The organism is Janthinobacterium sp. SUN176 (assembly GCF_030587335.1).
Lineage (GTDB): Bacteria > Pseudomonadota > Gammaproteobacteria > Burkholderiales > Burkholderiaceae_D > Janthinobacterium > Janthinobacterium kumbetense.
The window spans coordinates 4,260,114-4,276,349 of record NZ_JAPWIA010000001.1 but is presented as its reverse complement, the minus strand read 5'-3'; the positions used below and the strand labels follow the sequence as shown (position 1 = coordinate 4,276,349).

Sequence of the window (16,236 nt, the reverse complement as noted above, 5' to 3'; positions counted from 1 at the left end):
GACCGTGAAACAACTTTGCGCCGATGATAGTGCTGCAACCAGTGTGAAAGTAGGTTATCGTCAGGCTTGTTATTCGAAAAAACCCCTTCCGGTGATCCGGTTGGGGTTTTTTTACGTCTGGCGGTTTGGTTTTGTCAGCAGATAGGCGTAAAAAAAGGCACCGCTACGCGGTGCCTTGTTCATTTGTCATAACCATTAAAAATGGTAAGCGACTTTGACATTCATGTAATTGACGCCGCTATTCGGTTTCTTGTAGCCGCCGTTCGAGAAATGCTGGATCTTCGCAGCGACTTCCCATTTGTTATTGAAGATATAGCCAACGCCGATATGGTCGCCGAACTGGAAGTGGGTCGACAGGCGGTTATCGTCGTTATCGTACAGCTTGGACAGCATGTGTACGCCAATGCCGCCTTCCGCATAGAAGCCCAGCTTGTTCGTGTTTTCAAAGCGGAACACGGGGGTAAAGCCCAGGTCCCACAGTTTTTGATGCTGGCCAGGGACATTGCGATAGCTCTTGCCATCCCAGCCGCCAATGCTGGCATCCCAGTAACCGCTCAGTTGTGTGCCATTCGATACGAACCAGGCCTTATCCCAGTTCGAGGTCACGCCGGCGCGTACCATTTGTACCTTCACGCCCTTGGCATATTCGCCGTAGACGGAGTCGATCAGTTTGTCGTCGGCGGCAAAGCCGGCGTTGGCTGCCATCAGCGCGGCAACGGCGGCGATGGATTTGAGGATATTCTTCTTGAAGGACATAGAGGCTTTCATCGTAAAATTGGCCGTAAGGCTCGTCTTGTTTGCGCAGACACCCAGTTTTGCACAGTGTTCCCGCCACCCGTTTGATTTCAGAGGTTCAATTGACATTCTCTACAAAAATCGCATTTCTCGGTATCGGTCTGATGGGGGATCCGATGGTCCGGTGCCTGCTGCGCGCTGGATATTTTGTCACAATTTGGAATCGCACGCACAGCAAGGCCGAAGTCCTGCGTGAGGCAGGTGCGCAGCCCGCCGTTTCCGTGGCTGAGGCGGTCAATGACGCGGACGTCGTCATTTCGATGCTGGAAGCCGGTCCCATCGTGGCGCAGGTGCTGCAAGAGGCGCTGCCAGCCTTGCGTGCAGGGGCGCTCTGGGTTGATATGAGTTCCACCAAGCAAGCAGAAGCCCAGCAATTTCATGCCGCCTTGCACGCGGCAGGCCATGCCTTTATCGATGCGCCCGTGTCGGGTGGAGTCGGCGGGGCACAGGCGGGCACCCTGGCCATCATGGCCGGCGCCAGCACCAGCGATTACGCGCGGGTTGAAGTGATTCTGTCGGCCATGGGGCGCCCGACCCTGGTGGGGCCGGCCGGCAGCGGCCAGGTCGCCAAGCTGTGCAATCAGCTGATCGTCGGCGCCACCCTGAATATCGTGGCGGAAGCGTTATTGCTGGCGCAGGCGGCCGGCGCCGATGCGAGCGCCGTACGGGCAGCGATACGTGGCGGTTTTGCCGAGAGCAAGATTCTGGACGTGCATGGCCAGCGCATGCTGGAGCGCAATTTTGTTGCCGGTGGACAGGTGAAAAGCCAGATCAAGGACATGCACAACATCCTCGCGGCAGCCGAGGCGGCTCACGTCACCTTGCCGGTGACGCAATTGGTGACGCAGCGCTATGAAACCCTTGCCGCCAGCCACCCGACGGCAGACCACGCAGCGGCCTTGCTGGCCCTGGAAGCGCTGAATCCGGGCCAGCGTCTGGGCACCGGTCCGGATAAGCTGAGCTGACTTACGTGACGGGCAGGCTCGCTTCGACCAGCTTGACCCAGAAACTGGCGCCGATGGGCAGCAGATTGTCATTGAAGTCGTAGCTGCCATTGTGCAAGACGCACGGACCCAGGCCGTGGCCGCCATCGCGGTGCTCGCCATCGCCATTGCCGATGAAGATATAGCAGCCAGCTTTTTCCTGCAGGAAAAACGCGAAGTCTTCCGCGCCCATCGTCGGTTCAACATTCGCGTTGACCTTGTCGGCGCCCACCACGCTTTTCATCACTTCGACGGCAAACGCCGTTTCCTTCGCGTGGTTGACCAGCGGCGGGTAGTTGCGCTTGAAGTGGAAATCGACTTCCGCGCCAAAGGCGGCGGCCGTGTGCACGGCGATGTCGCGCATGCGCTCTTCGATCAGGTCCAGCACGGGCGTGGTGAAGGTGCGCACGGTGCCGACCAGGCTGGCGTCATCGGGAATCACATTGGTGGCGCTGCCCGCATGGATTTGCGTGATCGACAGCACGGCCGTGTCGAGCGGACTCTTGTTGCGCGTGATGACGGTTTGCCAGCTTTGCGCGATTTGCACGGCCACCATGACGGGGTCGATGCCCTTGTGCGGCTGGGCCGCGTGCGCGCCCTTGCCTTTGACGGTGACGTGGAATTCATTGCTGGACGCCATCATTGGCCCTTCCACCACGCTCAGGGTACCCGTTTCCGCGCCTGGCCAATTGTGCATGCCGTAGATGGCATCCATGGGAAAGCGTGTAAACAAGCCGTCTTCGATCATTTCGCGCGCGCCGGCGCCGCCTTCTTCCGCCGGCTGGAAGACGAGGTAGACCGTGCCATCGAAGTTGCGGTGTTGCGCCAGGTAATGGGCGGTGCCCAGCAGCATGGCCGTGTGGCCGTCGTGGCCGCAGGCGTGCATCTTGCCCGGATGACGTGAAGCATGCTCGAAGGTATTCATTTCCTGCATCGGCAAGGCATCCATATCGGCACGCAAGCCGATGGCGCGCTTGGACGTGCCATGCTGGATGATGCCGACCACGCCAGTGCGGCCCAGGCCGCGTACCACGGGAATGCCCCATTCCGTCAGTTTGGCGGCGACCACGTCCGAGGTGCGCTGTTCTTCGTAGCACAGCTCAGGATGCGCGTGCAGGTCGCGGCGGATACCTTGCAGCTCGGATTGAAACGCCAAGATCGGATCAACTAGTTTCATGGGACTCTCCTGTGGATGCTGGCGCGCAGCAATGTATGGCGCGCCGGACCGCGCTTGTTTGATCAAAAACAGACGCGGCTAATAGTGCATTGTAGCCCTTGTTTGCCGGGTAAATCCAGCGCACGGACGTGCTTGCCACGGCGCCAACAGCAAGCGCGCGGAATGGTTTACAGTATCGCCTTCCCCCAACGTTTTTGGATTGCCCCCATGACCACCACCCAAGTGCGCGCCGCCTGCCCGCTCGACTGCCCCGATACCTGCGCCTTGCTGGTCACCGTGACCGATGGGGTGGCAACAGCCGTCAAGGGCGATCCCGACCACCCGACCACGGCGGGCGTGCTGTGCACCAAGGTGTCGCGCTTCACGGAGCGCACCTACCATGCGGACCGGCTGCTGCATCCGCTGCGCCGCGTGGGCAAGAAGGGGGAAGGCAAGTTCGAGCGCATCAGCTGGGAAGAAGCGCTGCAGACCATCGCGGCCCGCTTGAAACCGATCGCCGCGCGCGATCCGCAGGCGATCTTGCCGTACAGCTACTGCGGCACCATGGGCCTGGTGCAGGGCGAGTCGATGTCGTCGCGTTTCTTCAACCAGCTCGGTGCTTCCTTGCTGGACCGCACCATCTGCGCCTCGGCGGGCGCCACGGGCTACCGCTACACGGTGGGCGCCAGCATCGGCACGGACCTGGAACAGTTCCAGAACGCCAAGTTGATCATCATCTGGGGCGGCAACCCGATCGCCTCGAATTTGCACTTCTGGATGCGCGCGCAGGAAGCCAAGCGCAATGGCGCCACCCTGATCGCCATCGACCCCTACCGTTCGCTGACGGCGGAAAAGTGCCACCAGCACGTCGCGTTGCTGCCGGGGACCGATGCGGCCCTGGCGCTGGGTTTGATGCATGTCTTGATTGTGGAAGATTTGCTCGATCATGATTACATCGAGCGCTACACTGTAGGCTACGACGCCTTGAAACAGCGGGCCCTGGAATGGCCGCCCGAGCGGGTGGCCGAGGTGTGCGGCATCACGGCCACGGAAGTGGTCGACTTGGCGCGCCTGTACGGCCAGGCGTGCCGCTCCGGCGAGGGTGCCGCCATCCGGGCCAACTATGGCGTGCAGCGCGTGCATGGCGGTGGCATGGCCGTGCGCAATATCGCCTGCCTGCCCGCCCTGACGGGCGCCTGGCGCCATCCGGCCGGCGGCATGCAGCTGTCGAGCTCGGGTTCCTTCCCCATCAACCGCAAGGCCCTGCAGCGCCCCGATTTGCTCAAAGGCACGCCGCGCACCATCAATATGAGCACCATCGGCGACGATTTATTGAAAGAAAGTTCCGCCGATTTCGGCCCGCAAGTCGAGGCCGTGATCGTCTACAACTCGAATCCCCTGGCCGTGGCGCCCGATTCCTCGAAAGTGGCGCAGGGTTTTGCCCGCGAAGACTTGTTTACGGTCGTGCTCGAGCACTTCCAGACCGATACCGTCGATTACGCCGACATCGTGTTGCCCGCCACCACGCAGCTGGAACACGTCGATACGCATGCCACCTATGGCCACCTGTACATGATGGCCAACAATGCGGCCGTGGCGCCGCTGGGCGAAGCGAAGGCGAATACGGAAATCTTCCGCCTGCTGGCCCAATACATGGGCTTTGATGATCCATGCTTCCAGGAAAGTGACGATGCGCTGGCGGCCAAGGCGTTCGATGCGACGGATGCGCGCGCCGTGCATTTCGACTGGGAATCGCTGAAACGCACGGGCTGGCAAAAGCTGGCCATGCCGGAAGCGCCATTTGCCGAGGGGCGTTTCCCCACGGCATCGGGCAAGTGCGAATTGTATTCGGAAGCCATGGCGCAGGCGGGACTCGATCCCTTGCCCGCGTATATCGCGCCGCACGAATCGCTGGCCAGCAATCCCGCGCTGGCGGCCCGCTATCCGTTGGCCATGATTTCCCCGCCGGCGCGCAATTTCCTCAATTCCACTTTCGTGAACGTGAAAAGCCTGCGCGCGGCCGAAGGCGAGCCGCACCTCGATATCCATCCCGACGATGGTGCCGCGCGCGGCATCGTGGCCGGCGACATGGTGCGCATCTTCAATGACCGCGGCAGCTTTGTGGCCAAGGCCAGGGTGACGGACAAGGCGCGACGGGGCCTGGTGGTGGGCTTGTCCGTGTGGTGGAAGAAACTCGCCAGCGACGGCAAGAACGCCAACGAAGTGACCAGCCAGCGCTTGACGGACATGGGCCGCGCGCCGACCTTCTACGATACGCTGGTTGAAGTGGAAAAGGCTGCCTGACCATGGCGCGCTGGCCGGCCCGCTTGCTCGTCGGCACGGTATGCCTGCTGCTGGGCGGCTGCACGCAGTTGCGCTACTACACGCAAGCGGCGCAGGGGCAATATGCGCTGTGGTCCGGCGCGCGTCCCATCGGCGACTGGCTCGATGATCCGGCCACCGAGCCGCGCCTGAAAGTGCGCCTGGCCAAGGCGCAGCAGATCCGCCTCTTTGCCGTCAGCGAGTTGGACTTGCCCGACAATGGCAGCTACAAGAACTATGCGGCATTGCGGCGCCCGTTTGTCCTGTGGAACGTGGTGGCCACGCCGGAATTGTCGCTGCAGCCGCTGCAATGGTGTTTTCCCATTGCCGGCTGCGTCAGCTATCGCGGCTATTACAGCAAGGAGGAGGCGCTCGCGTATGCCGACGAGTTGCGAGCCCAGCATTACGACGTCCAGGTGGGTGGCGTGCCCGCGTATTCCACCTTGGGCTGGTTCGACGATCCCCTGCTGTCGACCTTTATCAATTACAACGATGCGGAACTGGCGCGCCTGATCTTCCATGAGCTGGCGCACCAGGTGGTGTACGTGCCTGGCGACTCGGCCTTCAACGAGTCGTTTGCCAGTGCCGTGGAAGAGGCCGGCGTGCAGCGCTGGCTGGCGCGCGAGGGCAATGACAGCATGCGCGCGGCGTATGCCCAGTATGCGGCGCGGCGCCAGGATTTCCTGGCCTTGCTATTGAAATACCGGGGCGAACTGGAGTCCGTGTATGCGAGCGACGCCAGCGATGCGGACAAGCGCGCGCGCAAGGCGCAGGTATTTGCGGCATTGCAAGATGCCTACCAGGTACTGAAGCAAAACTGGGGTGGTTTTGCCGGTTACGACCGCTGGTTCGAGCAGCCATTGAGCAATGCGCACCTGGCTTCCGTGTCTACCTACAATGAATTTTTGCCCGCCTTTAAAAAATTGCTGGAAGAAAAAAAGAACTTTCGTGCTTTTTATGCTGCAGTGCACACAATGGCCCAGATCAAGAAGCCTGAGCGCAGGCAGGCGCTGGAACAATTGTCCAGCCCGTGACCCGTAAAGATTGTCCCGGACGTCAAGGCGAACGATCCTGCAACAGCGTATTTATCATGTTGCAGTGCAGCACAAAATACCCCTAGAGTTGCCGCTCGAATACTGTTGAAAGCGCTTGCATGGAAGCCCGGCGCCCGATAGCATCGCATTAGTAGCATAGAGCAATTGCTCGTCAGAATGCTCAAACTGACTGCAGGACGACAGAATCCGCAGCAATGATCCGCGCCGGCAGGGTGCGCCGGCTCCCCCACGATTATTCGAGACAAGAGGCACAGGATGGAAAAAATTTGGCTGAAGTCGTATCCTCCCGGCGTCCCCGCCGACATCGATCCTGATCAATATCGTTCGCTGGTGCATTTGCTGGAAGAAGCGTTTCAAAAATATGCGGATCGCAATGCCTATGTCTGCATGGACAAATTTCTCACCTATGCCGAACTCGACACCTATTCGCGCCAGCTGGGCGCCTGGCTGCAAAGCCGCGGCCTGAAGAAGGGCGCGCGCGTCGCCCTGATGATGCCGAACGTGCTCCAGTATCCGGTGGCGATTGCCGCTGTCTTGCGCGCCGGCTACACGGTAGTCAACGTCAACCCTTTATATACGCCACGCGAACTCGAGCATCAGCTCAATGATTCGGGCAGCGAAGCCATCATCGTGCTGGAAAACTTCGCCCATACCCTGGAACAGGTGCTGGGCAAGACGGCCGTCAAGCATGTCGTCGTCGCCAGCATGGGCGAAATGCTGGGCGGCTTGAAGGGCATGATCGTCAATTTTGTCGTGCGCAATGTCAAGAAGATGGTGCCCGCGTATTCCTTGCCGAACGCCATGCGCTTCAAGCAGGCGCTGGCGCTGGGCAGCCGCATGAAACTCACGCCCGTCGAGCTGAGCGTCCATGACGCTGCCTTCCTGCAATACACGGGCGGCACGACGGGCGTGTCGAAAGGCGCGACCTTGAGCCACCGCAATGTGATTGCCAATGTGCTGCAGAGCGAAGCGTGGTCCGGCGCGGCGCTCGACCAGAACAGCAAGGAACAGATGATCGTCGTCTGCGCCTTGCCGCTGTACCATATCTTTGCGCTGACGGCGTGCGCGATGTGGGGCACGCGGGTGGGCGCCCTGAATATCCTGATCCCGAATCCGCGCGATATTCCGGGCCTGATCAAGGAGTTGGGCAAGTACAAATTCAACCTGCTGCCAGCGGTCAATACCTTGTATAACGCGTTGGTGAATCACCCCGATTTCGCCAAGCTCGATTTCTCGGGCTTGAAGATCGCCAATGGCGGCGGCATGGCGGTGCAGCAAGCCGTCAACGACAAGTGGCTGCAAGTGACGGGCGTGTCCATCATCGAAGGCTATGGCTTGTCGGAAACGTCGCCTGTCGCCACCTGCAACCGCGCCGACAGCACGGCGTTTTCCGGCACCATCGGCTTGCCCGTACCCTCGACCGACATCGCCATCCTCGACGACGACGGCAAGGAAGTGCCGCTGGGCCAGACGGGCGAGATCGCCATCCGTGGGCCGCAAGTGATGAGCGGCTACTGGAACCGTCCCGACGAGACGGCCAAGGTCATGACCCCCGATGGCTACTTCAAGTCGGGCGACGTGGGCATCATGGACGAGCGCGGCTACGTGAAAATTGTCGACCGCAAGAAAGACATGATTCTCGTTTCCGGCTTCAATGTGTATCCGAACGAAGTCGAAGCCGTCATCGCGGCCCATCCTGGCGTGCTCGAGTGCGCCTGCGTGGGCGTGCCGGACGAACACTCGGGCGAGGCCGTGAAAGTGTTTGTCGTGCGCAAGGATCCGAACCTGACCCAGGCAGTGCTGGCCGCGTACTGCAAGGAACAATTCACGGGTTACAAGCGGCCGAAATACATCGAGTTCCGCGATGAACTGCCGAAGACCAACGTCGGCAAGATTTTGCGTCGCGCCCTGCGTGACGAAACAAAGATAGCAGCATAAACAGTGTGGGATGCGCCAGGAGGCGCGTCCCTTTTACAGATAAAGATGAGGCGAGATGGACAAGATTTGGTTGAAGTCGTACCCGGACAGCGTTCCCGCAGAGATTGATTGCACGCAATACCGTTCCGTCACGCATTTGCTGGAAGAGTCGTTCCAGAAATATGCGGACCGCAACGCTTTCGTGTGCATGGATAAATTCCTCACCTACCGCGAGCTTGACCAGCTGTCGCAGCAGATGGGTGCCTGGCTGCAAAGCAAGGGCCTGCAAGCGGGTGCGCGCGTGGCGATCATGTTGCCGAACGTGTTGCAGTATCCGGTGGCCATGGCGGCGATCTTGCGCGCCGGCTACACCGTGGTGAACGTCAATCCGCTGTACACGCCGCGCGAATTGCAGCACCAGCTGATCGATTCGGGCAGCGAAGCGATCATCGTGCTGGAAAACTTCGCCACCACGGTGGAACAGGTATTGCCGCACACCCAGGTCAAGCATGTGATCGTCGCCTCCATGGGCGACTTGCTCGGTGGCTTGAAGGGCACCATCGTCAACTTCGTCGTGCGCAAGATCAAGAAAATGGTGCCCGCGTTTTCCTTGCCGGGCGCCATCGGTTTCAACAAGATGCTGGCCGAGGGTGCCCGTTTGACCTTGACGCCGGTGCAGCAGGGACATGACGATATCGTCTTCCTGCAGTACACGGGTGGCACGACGGGCGTGTCGAAAGGCGCGATGTTGTTGCACCGTAACGTGATCGCCAACGTGCTGCAAAACGAGGCGTGGATGTCGCCCGTGATGACCAAGGAAATGCGTGCCACCTCGATGGGCTTCATGTGCGCCTTGCCCCTGTATCACATCTATTCGCTGACGGTCAGCGCCCTGATGGGCATGCGCCTGGGCGGCATGAGCGTGCTGATCCCCAACCCGCGCGACATCCCCGGTTTCGTCAAGGAATTGTCCAAGCACAAGATCGTCGTCTTCCCGGCAGTTAATACTCTGTACAACGCGCTGCTGAACAATGCCGACTTCGCCAAGCTCGATTTTTCCAGCTATAAAGTGTGCAATGGCGGCGGCATGGCCTTGCAGCGCAATGTGGCCGAGCGCTGGCTGAAATTGACGGGCTGCCCGCTGATCGAAGGCTATGGCATGTCGGAAACGTCGCCCGTGGTGACGGGCAACCGTGTCGACATCACGGAATTCACGGGCACCATCGGCTTGCCTTTCCCGTCGACGGAAGTGGCGATTTTGAACGACGATGGCGTGGAAGTGCCGCTGGGCGAACCGGGCGAAATCGCCGTGCGCGGCCCGCAAGTGATGGCGGGATACTGGCAGCGTCCGGACGAGACAGCCAAGTCGATGACGGCCGACGGCTATTTCAAGACGGGCGACGTGGGCGTCATGGACGAGCGCGGCTACGTGAAGATCGTGGACCGCAAGAAAGACATGATCATCGTTTCCGGCTTCAATGTGTATCCGAATGAAGTGGAAGACGTGGTTGCGTCGTGCCCGGGCGTGCTGGAATGCGCCTGCATCGGCGTGCCGGATGCCAACTCGGGTGAAGCCGTGAAAGTGTTTGTCGTGCGCAAGGATCCGAACCTGACGGTGGAACAGATCCGCGAGCATTGCAAGCATGAGTTGACGGCGTACAAGAAGCCGAAATACATCGAGTTCCGCGATGAATTGCCGAAAACCAATGTCGGCAAGATCTTGCGCCGTCAATTGCGCGACGAAAAGAAAGCGGCTTAACTCGCCGCCAGGGCTGTGTCCGCGGCCACGGCTTGCCGTGGCCGGGCGGGCAAGCCGAAGCAGGGACGCAGCCAGTTCACCTTGCTGATCAGCAGCGAGGTGCCCAGCCAGCAGGCCGCCACCGTGCCTGCCAATATCAGCAGCGGCTCGAGCACGGGGCCCAGTTTTAACGGCACCAGCCAGTAGGCCAGCAGTACGATTGCGCTCTGGTGCAAGATGTACCAGGGAAAGACGGCCTGGCGCGCCCATGGCAGCCAGGCAAACGGTTTGTTCAGCAAGGTGTGCGACCAGCCCAGGATGGCGCAGATGGCCAGCCACATGTACAGGTTGCGCATGGGCCAGGAACCAAACGAGGCCCAGGTCAGCAGGTTTTCCGAAGCCACCAGGTCAAAACCCAGATACACGGCAAACGCGCAGGGCGCCAGCAGCAGCGCCTGCCAGCGCAAGCGCGCCAGTTCCTGCCACACTCCCTTGTCATTGCCCAGCCACCAGCCATACAGATACATGGTGAAATAGATGGCGTGCGCGTACCAGTCCTTGAGCAGCGCATGGGTTTCCGGATAGCGCAGCTTCAGGAAGGCCGTTGCCGCCAGCGTTGGCAGGGCGGGCAGGACCAGCAGGCGCCAGCCGCGCAGGCCCGCAAACAGCGGTCTTGCCTTGGCCAGCAGCGGCTGCAAGGCCACCAGCACGATGGTGTACAGCAACAGGTACACCAGATACCACAGATGGTTCCACGTAAAACTGGTCTTCCAGCCTGTAAATGCGCCGGCCGGCCAGGCATGGCCGCCAAAGTAATGCAGCAGGAATGGTCCATAGCCAGGCTCGACCAGGCCGTTGCTGACGCCCTCGCAATACGGTTGCACGGGGATCACCACCAGCACGCCAAACAGCAAGGGCAGCGACAGGCGCTTGACGCGGCGCCACAGGAAAGCACCGCTGGACGCCTGCGTCATCATGGCGCAGGACACGCCGGAAATGAGGAACACGATTTCCATGCGCCACCGGTTGATAAAGACCATGGGAAAGTTCAATGTTTCCGTCAAGTAAGTACTTTTCATGTGGAAGGCGGCGCCATCCAGGTACAGCATGGCCGTGTGGTAGACGATCAGCAGGCTGAAGACAAGAAAGCGCAAGGCATCGATATCGTAACGGCGGGAATCTGCGGTCATGGTCGTGGGGTCCGTCGGTCAAGGAATGCCCCAGCATAGGCAGGCCGCATGGGGTGAACCAGCGAAAAGTGATCAATTGCGGGCTGTTTGTGACGAGCGGTGGCGCTGGGACGGCTTTGGGACCTTACAATCATGCAACTTATTCACTGTCTGTCACCATGCGCCTGTCTTCCACCGATTTGTTGCAACGATATCAACGCTGGCGCCAGATCGCCGAGCCAGCTTTCTGGATCGTCCTGTATCTGCTGCAAACGTCGCTCAACTGCTGGATCAGCTGGGCCGACCGCGTGCGCGTCGGGCTCGATACGCCCTTCTGGGAAGTGGCCGTGTGGGAGTGGAGCAGCAACCTGGTGCTGCTGGCGCTGGTACCTGTGGTGATCCTGGCTAACCAGTTTCGCCCCTTGCACCTGGTTTTCCAGCGCCAGAACCTGCGCTGGCACCTGGCCGCGTCGCTCGTCTACAGCCTGGTGCATGTGCTGGCCATGGTGGCCTTGCGCAAACTGGCTTACTGGAGTCAGGGCAGCGACTACGATTTCGGTAACTGGTGGCGCGAGTTGCCGTATGAATATATCAAGGATGTACGTACTTACTTCTCCATTTTATTGTTCACGGGCTTTTACCAGTTGCTGCTGATGCGCTGGCAAGGCGAGGCGACCCTGCTGGGCGAACCCGACGAAGGGCCTGCCGTGGAACCGGTGCAGCAGCCGGAACGCTTTCTGGTGCGCAAGCTGGGCAAGGATTTTCTGCTGCCGGCCTTTGAAATCGAGTGGATACAGGCGTGGGGCAATTATGTGAATCTGCATGTGCGCGGCCACGACTATCCGCTGCGCTCGACCATGGCCGCCATCGAGCGCCGCCTCGACGGCAAGCGCTTCCTGCGCGTGCACCGCAGTTACATCGTCAACCTCGATTTTGTGCGGAGCATCGTGCCGCTGGAATCGGGCGATGCGCGCGCGGTGCTGTCCACGGGCGGCGAAGTGCCCGTCAGCCGGCGCTACCGCGACGCCTTGAAAAGCATAGGCTAGACGCGTTGTACGCCAGCCTTGCCGTCCTGGACGGTGAAACTGGCCAGTGTCGCGATGGCCGACGCGCTGTCGCGCACGTTCTCCAGGCCCTGGAACAGGGCCGTGGTTTTCTCCGGCGTGATGTCCAGCAACATATAGCCGCGCTTGTCGCTGCGTCCGTAGCGGATGTGCGGGTTCATCGCCACGTACTGCTCCGTACGTGCCTGCGGGCGGGAACTCGATGTGATTGAGGTACCGCAAAACTCGGTGGCCAGCACGGGATTATCCTTGCCGACAGGGCGCATGGCGTTGCGGCTCAGTTCGGTGGCATAAAAGGTGTGCACGTCGCCCGACAGCACCAGCGGGTTGCTGGCCTTGCTGCTGCGCAAGGCGTCGAGCAAGTGCTGGCGCGCCATCGGATAGCCATCCCAGCCATCGGTCCAGATGCGTTCGTCGCCGGGCCGCAGGATGGGCACCTGGCTCGATTGCGCCATCAGGGTTTGCTGGGCCAAAATGTTCCAGCGCGCGGGAGAATCATCGAGCCCGGCTTGCAGCCAGCGCTGCTGTTCCTCGCCCAGCATCGTGCGTTCGGGCTTGCGCAAGTCGGGACAGTTACGCGTGGTGACGGAATTCGAGCCGCCGCGGCCCGGCTTGGCGCACGCGTGGTAGGCGCGGTATTGCCGGTCGTCCAGCACGTGGAAGCGCGCCAGGCGGCCCCAGTCATAGCGCTGGTAGATGCGCATGTCGACAAAACCCCGCCGGCCCAGCGGCAGCAGGCGCAGCGGCATGTGTTCATAAAATGCCTGGTAGGCGGCCGCGCGGCGCTGCAAAAAAGCAGGCGTGAGCAATTCGTCACGGTCATTGCCGTAATCGTTGGCCACTTCATGGTCGTCCCAGGTGACGATCCACGGCGCGGCCAGGTGCGCGCCCTGCAAGTCGCGGTCGCTCTTGTATTGCGCGTAGCGGGCGCGATAGTCGTCCAGAGTAAAACTTTCATGCGTGCGCACGGCCCGGCTCGGGTGCTGCAGCTGGTATGGACCCCATTCGTAGATGTAGTCGCCAAGGAAGGCCACCAGGTCGGGCGCGGCGGCGGCGATGTGCCGGTGCGCTGCATACGCGCCGAATTCCCAGTGCTGGCACGAGGCGACGGCCAGTTTCATCGAGGCGGGCATGGAGCCGGGCTCGGGCGCCGTGCGCGTGCGGCCCACGGGGCTGACGGCGTCGCCCAGCATGAAGCGGTACCAGTACCAGCGTCCGGGCGCCAGGCCGCCCACATCGACGTGCACGCTATGCGCGAGGGCGGGCGTGGCCGTGGCCTGGCCCTTGGCGGCGATGCGCCGGAACGCCTCGTCGTCCGCCACTTCCCAGCGCACGTTCAGGGCGATGGCGGGCGTGGCGCTGGCATGCAGCGGGTCGTAGCAGATGCGCGTCCACAGCACGACGGCGTCCGGCAAGGGCGAGCCGGAAGCGACGCCGAGCGCAAACGGGTAGCCGGCGCCATTCAGGCGCGTGGCGGCGCTCGCGCTGGAACCGGACAGCACGCTGCCGGCGGCGGCCAGCGCACCGATGCGGGCGGCGCTCTGCAGGAAGATGCGGCGCTGGTTATCCATGCCGTCTGAAAATAAAACGTGGGATTAATGTAACAGCGACAATCAAGGCGACAGCAAGGTCTCGATCGGCGGCACTTTGCGCGGTTTGCGGTCGGAGTCCGTCGCCACATAGATCAGGGTGGCTTCCGTGACTTTCACGATGCATGCTTGCAGGCGGTTGCGCTCGGCATACACCTCGACATTGACGGTGATCGAGGTGTTGCCAACCTTGACGATGTCGGCGTAGAAGGAGAGCAGATCGCCGACGAAGACGGGGTTTTTGAAGACGAAGGAGTTGACGGCGATGGTGGCGACACGGCCGTTGGCGCGCCGCGTGGCCGGCAGGGAACCGGCGATATCGACCTGCGCCATGATCCAGCCGCCGAAGACGTCGCCGTACACATTGGCGTCGGACGGCGCGGGCATCATGCGCAATTCCGGCATTTTTCCGGCGGGCAGGCCGGAGGCGAGGCAGTTGTCGGGACGGTCGGGGGAGGTGCTCATCTTTTATTCTCATGAAAGGCTACAATTGCCCCGATTGAACCATAAAAAGCCGACCTTCGCCATGCGCCGTTCCCAGACTCCCCCTCCGCCCCGCTCGCCAGCCTCCGCCAGCCACAGCGATTTCGCCACCATCAAGACCTTGCTGCCGTATCTCTGGGTCTACAAATGGCGGGTGCTGCTGGCGCTGCTATGCCTGGTGGGTGCCAAGCTGGCCAACGTGGGCGTGCCCCTGATCCTGAAAAAACTCGTTGACGCGATGACGATCACGGCGGCCCATCCGCAAGCGCTGCTGGTGTTGCCGGTCGGCTTGCTGGTGGCGTATGGCTTGCTGCGCCTGTCGACCACCCTGTTTACGGAGTTGCGCGAATTCCTGTTCGCGCGGGTCACGCAGCGGGCCGTGCGCACCATCGCCCTGCAAGTGTTCCGCCACCTGCATGCCTTGTCCCTGCGCTTTCACTTGAACCGCCAGACGGGCGGCATGACGCGCGACATCGAGCGGGGCACGCGCAGCGTCGGCTCGCTCATTTCCTACACCCTGTTCAACATCCTGCCGACCCTGGTGGAAATCACCCTCGTGCTCGGCTACCTGGTCTTGCACTACGACATCTGGTTTACCGTCATCACGGCGGTGGCGCTGGTGTCCTACATCGCGTTTACCGTGCTGGTGACGAACTGGCGCACGCATTTTCGCCGCACCATGAACGACCTCGACTCCAAGGCGAATACCAAGGCCATCGATTCGCTGATCAACTATGAAACCGTCAAGTATTTCGGCAACGAGGATTACGAGGCGAAGCGCTACGACGAAGGCTTGCAGCGCTATGAATCGGCCGCCGTCAAATCGCAGACTTCCTTGTCCCTGCTCAATACGGGCCAGTCGCTGATCATCGCCACGGCTGTTACCCTGATCCTGTGGCGCGCCACCGTGGGCGTCATCAACGGCACGATGACCCTGGGCGACCTGGTGCTGGTGAACGCCTTCATGATCCAGCTGTACATTCCCCTCAATTTCCTCGGGGTGATTTACCGCGAAATCAAGCAAAGCCTGGCCGACATGGAACGCCTGTTTTCGCTGCTGAACGAGAACCGTGAAATCGCCGATACGCCGGAAGCCAAGCCGCTCGTCACGCGGGGCGCGGCCGTGCGCTTTGCGCATGTGGATTTCAGCTATGAAGCCAAGCGGCAAATCCTGTTCGATGTGGATTTCCAGATTCCCGCCGGTACCACGACGGCCGTGGTGGGGCATAGCGGCTCGGGCAAGTCGACTCTGTCGCGTTTGCTGTTCCGCTTCTATGAAGTCGATGGCGGCGGCATTACCATCGATGGCCAGGACTTGCGCGCCATCACGCAGGATTCCCTGCGCGCGGCCATCGGGATCGTGCCGCAGGATACGGTGCTGTTCAACGACACCATCGAATACAACATCGCCTACGGCAAGCCGGGCGCCAGCAAGGACGCCATCGTGGCGGCGGCGAAAGCGGCGTCGATCCATGATTTTATTGAAAGCTTGCCAGATGGCTACAACTCCATGGTGGGTGAGCGAGGGCTAAAACTGTCGGGCGGCGAAAAGCAGCGCGTGGCCATTGCCCGCACCTTGCTGAAAGACCCGGCCATCCTGATCTTCGACGAAGCTACGTCGGCGCTCGATTCCAAGGCCGAGCAGGCGATCCAGTCGCAGCTGAAGGACATCGCCAAAAACCGCACCACCCTGGTCATTGCGCACCGCCTGTCGACGGTGGCGGATGCCCAGCAAATCCTGGTGCTCGACCATGGCCGCATCGTCGAGCGGGGCACGCATCCGCAATTGCTGGCGCTCGATGGCCTGTACGCGCAGATGTGGCAACGCCAGCAGGCAAATATGGACGACGAGGCGCAAGAGGACGAGTTGGCGGGGTTGGCGCCGGCAAAATAAATCGGGAAGGCGAAATCAGTAGGAAAAATGCTACAGCCGCGCCGATTCAGGCGCGCGTATAGCGCCTATTT

Annotated in this window: 12 protein-coding genes; 7 read left to right on the top strand and 5 right to left on the bottom strand. The window is 61.2% G+C overall.

The window, feature by feature from the left end:
* Positions 1-195: 195 nt before the first annotated feature.
* Entirely contained in the window at positions 196-756 is a 561-nt protein-coding gene (locus O3299_RS19300) for an acyloxyacyl hydrolase (protein WP_077408864.1), read from the bottom strand.
* A 101-nt stretch (positions 757-857) separates the two neighbouring features.
* Between O3299_RS19300 and O3299_RS19295 the strand changes: the two genes are divergently transcribed.
* A complete protein-coding gene (locus O3299_RS19295; protein ID WP_370385292.1) occupies positions 858-1,760 on the top strand; it encodes an NAD(P)-dependent oxidoreductase in 903 nt (300 codons plus the stop codon).
* A 1-nt stretch (position 1,761) separates the two neighbouring features.
* Here the strand turns inward: O3299_RS19295 and O3299_RS19290 are convergent, their stop codons facing one another.
* On the bottom strand, positions 1,762-2,955 hold the full coding sequence (locus O3299_RS19290) for a M20 aminoacylase family protein (protein WP_305062930.1): 1,194 nt from the start codon (positions 2,953-2,955) through the stop codon (positions 1,762-1,764).
* Between the two features lie 207 nt (positions 2,956-3,162).
* Here O3299_RS19290 and O3299_RS19285 point away from each other — a divergent pair, with 207 nt between their 5' ends.
* The 4 genes from O3299_RS19285 to O3299_RS19270 all read left to right on the top strand — a co-directional run bounded on the left by O3299_RS19285 (position 3,163) and on the right by O3299_RS19270 (position 9,987).
* Positions 3,163-5,238, top strand: coding sequence for a molybdopterin-dependent oxidoreductase (locus tag O3299_RS19285; protein WP_305062929.1), 2,076 nt, complete (start codon positions 3,163-3,165; stop codon positions 5,236-5,238).
* A 2-nt stretch (positions 5,239-5,240) separates the two neighbouring features.
* A complete protein-coding gene (locus O3299_RS19280; RefSeq protein ID WP_305062928.1) occupies positions 5,241-6,290 on the top strand; it encodes an aminopeptidase in 1,050 nt (349 codons plus the stop codon).
* Between the two features lie 276 nt (positions 6,291-6,566).
* Complete coding sequence (locus O3299_RS19275; protein WP_099666194.1) at positions 6,567-8,249, top strand: long-chain fatty acid--CoA ligase; 1,683 nt, start codon at positions 6,567-6,569, stop codon at positions 8,247-8,249.
* Between the two features lie 55 nt (positions 8,250-8,304).
* The gene (locus O3299_RS19270; protein ID WP_305062927.1) at positions 8,305-9,987 is read left to right on the top strand and encodes a long-chain fatty acid--CoA ligase; all 1,683 of its coding nucleotides are present in this window, start codon (positions 8,305-8,307) and stop codon (positions 9,985-9,987) included.
* Here the strand turns inward: O3299_RS19270 and O3299_RS19265 are convergent.
* Positions 9,984-11,156 (bottom strand): acyltransferase family protein, encoded by a 1,173-nt coding sequence (locus O3299_RS19265; protein WP_305062926.1) that lies wholly within the window; start codon positions 11,154-11,156, stop codon positions 9,984-9,986. The genes O3299_RS19270 and O3299_RS19265 overlap by 4 nt on opposite strands.
* A 158-nt stretch (positions 11,157-11,314) precedes the next feature.
* Between O3299_RS19265 and O3299_RS19260 the strand changes: the two genes are divergently transcribed.
* Complete coding sequence (locus O3299_RS19260) at positions 11,315-12,181, top strand: LytTR family DNA-binding domain-containing protein (RefSeq protein WP_305062925.1); 867 nt, start codon at positions 11,315-11,317, stop codon at positions 12,179-12,181.
* On the opposite strand, the gene O3299_RS19255 is transcribed toward O3299_RS19260, so the two are convergent.
* The gene (locus tag O3299_RS19255; protein WP_305062924.1) at positions 12,178-13,770 is read right to left on the bottom strand and encodes an alkaline phosphatase; all 1,593 of its coding nucleotides are present in this window, start codon (positions 13,768-13,770) and stop codon (positions 12,178-12,180) included. The genes O3299_RS19260 and O3299_RS19255 overlap by 4 nt on opposite strands.
* A gap of 42 nt (positions 13,771-13,812) precedes the next feature.
* Positions 13,813-14,253 carry an acyl-CoA thioesterase gene (locus tag O3299_RS19250; protein ID WP_052139932.1) on the bottom strand — a complete coding sequence of 147 codons (441 nt, stop codon included), beginning with the start codon at positions 14,251-14,253 and terminating at the stop codon, positions 13,813-13,815.
* A gap of 61 nt (positions 14,254-14,314) precedes the next feature.
* Here O3299_RS19250 and O3299_RS19245 point away from each other — a divergent pair, with 61 nt between their 5' ends.
* Positions 14,315-16,165 carry an ABC transporter ATP-binding protein/permease gene (locus tag O3299_RS19245; protein ID WP_305062923.1) on the top strand — a complete coding sequence of 617 codons (1,851 nt, stop codon included), beginning with the start codon at positions 14,315-14,317 and terminating at the stop codon, positions 16,163-16,165.
* The last annotated feature ends 71 nt before the right edge of the window (positions 16,166-16,236 follow it).

Excerpts from the sequence above, each read along its gene's own strand:
- O3299_RS19245 (WP_305062923.1), top strand. The coding sequence starts at position 14,315 with ATGCGCCGTTCCCAGACTCCCCCTCCGCCCCGCTCGCCAGCCTCCGCC.
- O3299_RS19275 (WP_099666194.1), top strand. The coding sequence starts at position 6,567 with ATGGAAAAAATTTGGCTGAAGTCGTATCCTCCCGGCGTCCCCGCCGAC.
- O3299_RS19255 (WP_305062924.1), bottom strand. The coding sequence starts at position 13,770 with ATGGATAACCAGCGCCGCATCTTCCTGCAGAGCGCCGCCCGCATCGGT.
- O3299_RS19290 (WP_305062930.1), bottom strand. The coding sequence starts at position 2,955 with ATGAAACTAGTTGATCCGATCTTGGCGTTTCAATCCGAGCTGCAAGGT.
- O3299_RS19270 (WP_305062927.1), top strand. The coding sequence starts at position 8,305 with ATGGACAAGATTTGGTTGAAGTCGTACCCGGACAGCGTTCCCGCAGAG.
- O3299_RS19300 (WP_077408864.1), bottom strand. The coding sequence starts at position 756 with ATGTCCTTCAAGAAGAATATCCTCAAATCCATCGCCGCCGTTGCCGCG.
- O3299_RS19285 (WP_305062929.1), top strand. The coding sequence starts at position 3,163 with ATGACCACCACCCAAGTGCGCGCCGCCTGCCCGCTCGACTGCCCCGAT.
- O3299_RS19250 (WP_052139932.1), bottom strand. The coding sequence starts at position 14,253 with ATGAGCACCTCCCCCGACCGTCCCGACAACTGCCTCGCCTCCGGCCTG.
- O3299_RS19280 (WP_305062928.1), top strand. The coding sequence starts at position 5,241 with ATGGCGCGCTGGCCGGCCCGCTTGCTCGTCGGCACGGTATGCCTGCTG.
- O3299_RS19265 (WP_305062926.1), bottom strand. The coding sequence starts at position 11,156 with ATGACCGCAGATTCCCGCCGTTACGATATCGATGCCTTGCGCTTTCTT.
- O3299_RS19260 (WP_305062925.1), top strand. The coding sequence starts at position 11,315 with ATGCGCCTGTCTTCCACCGATTTGTTGCAACGATATCAACGCTGGCGC.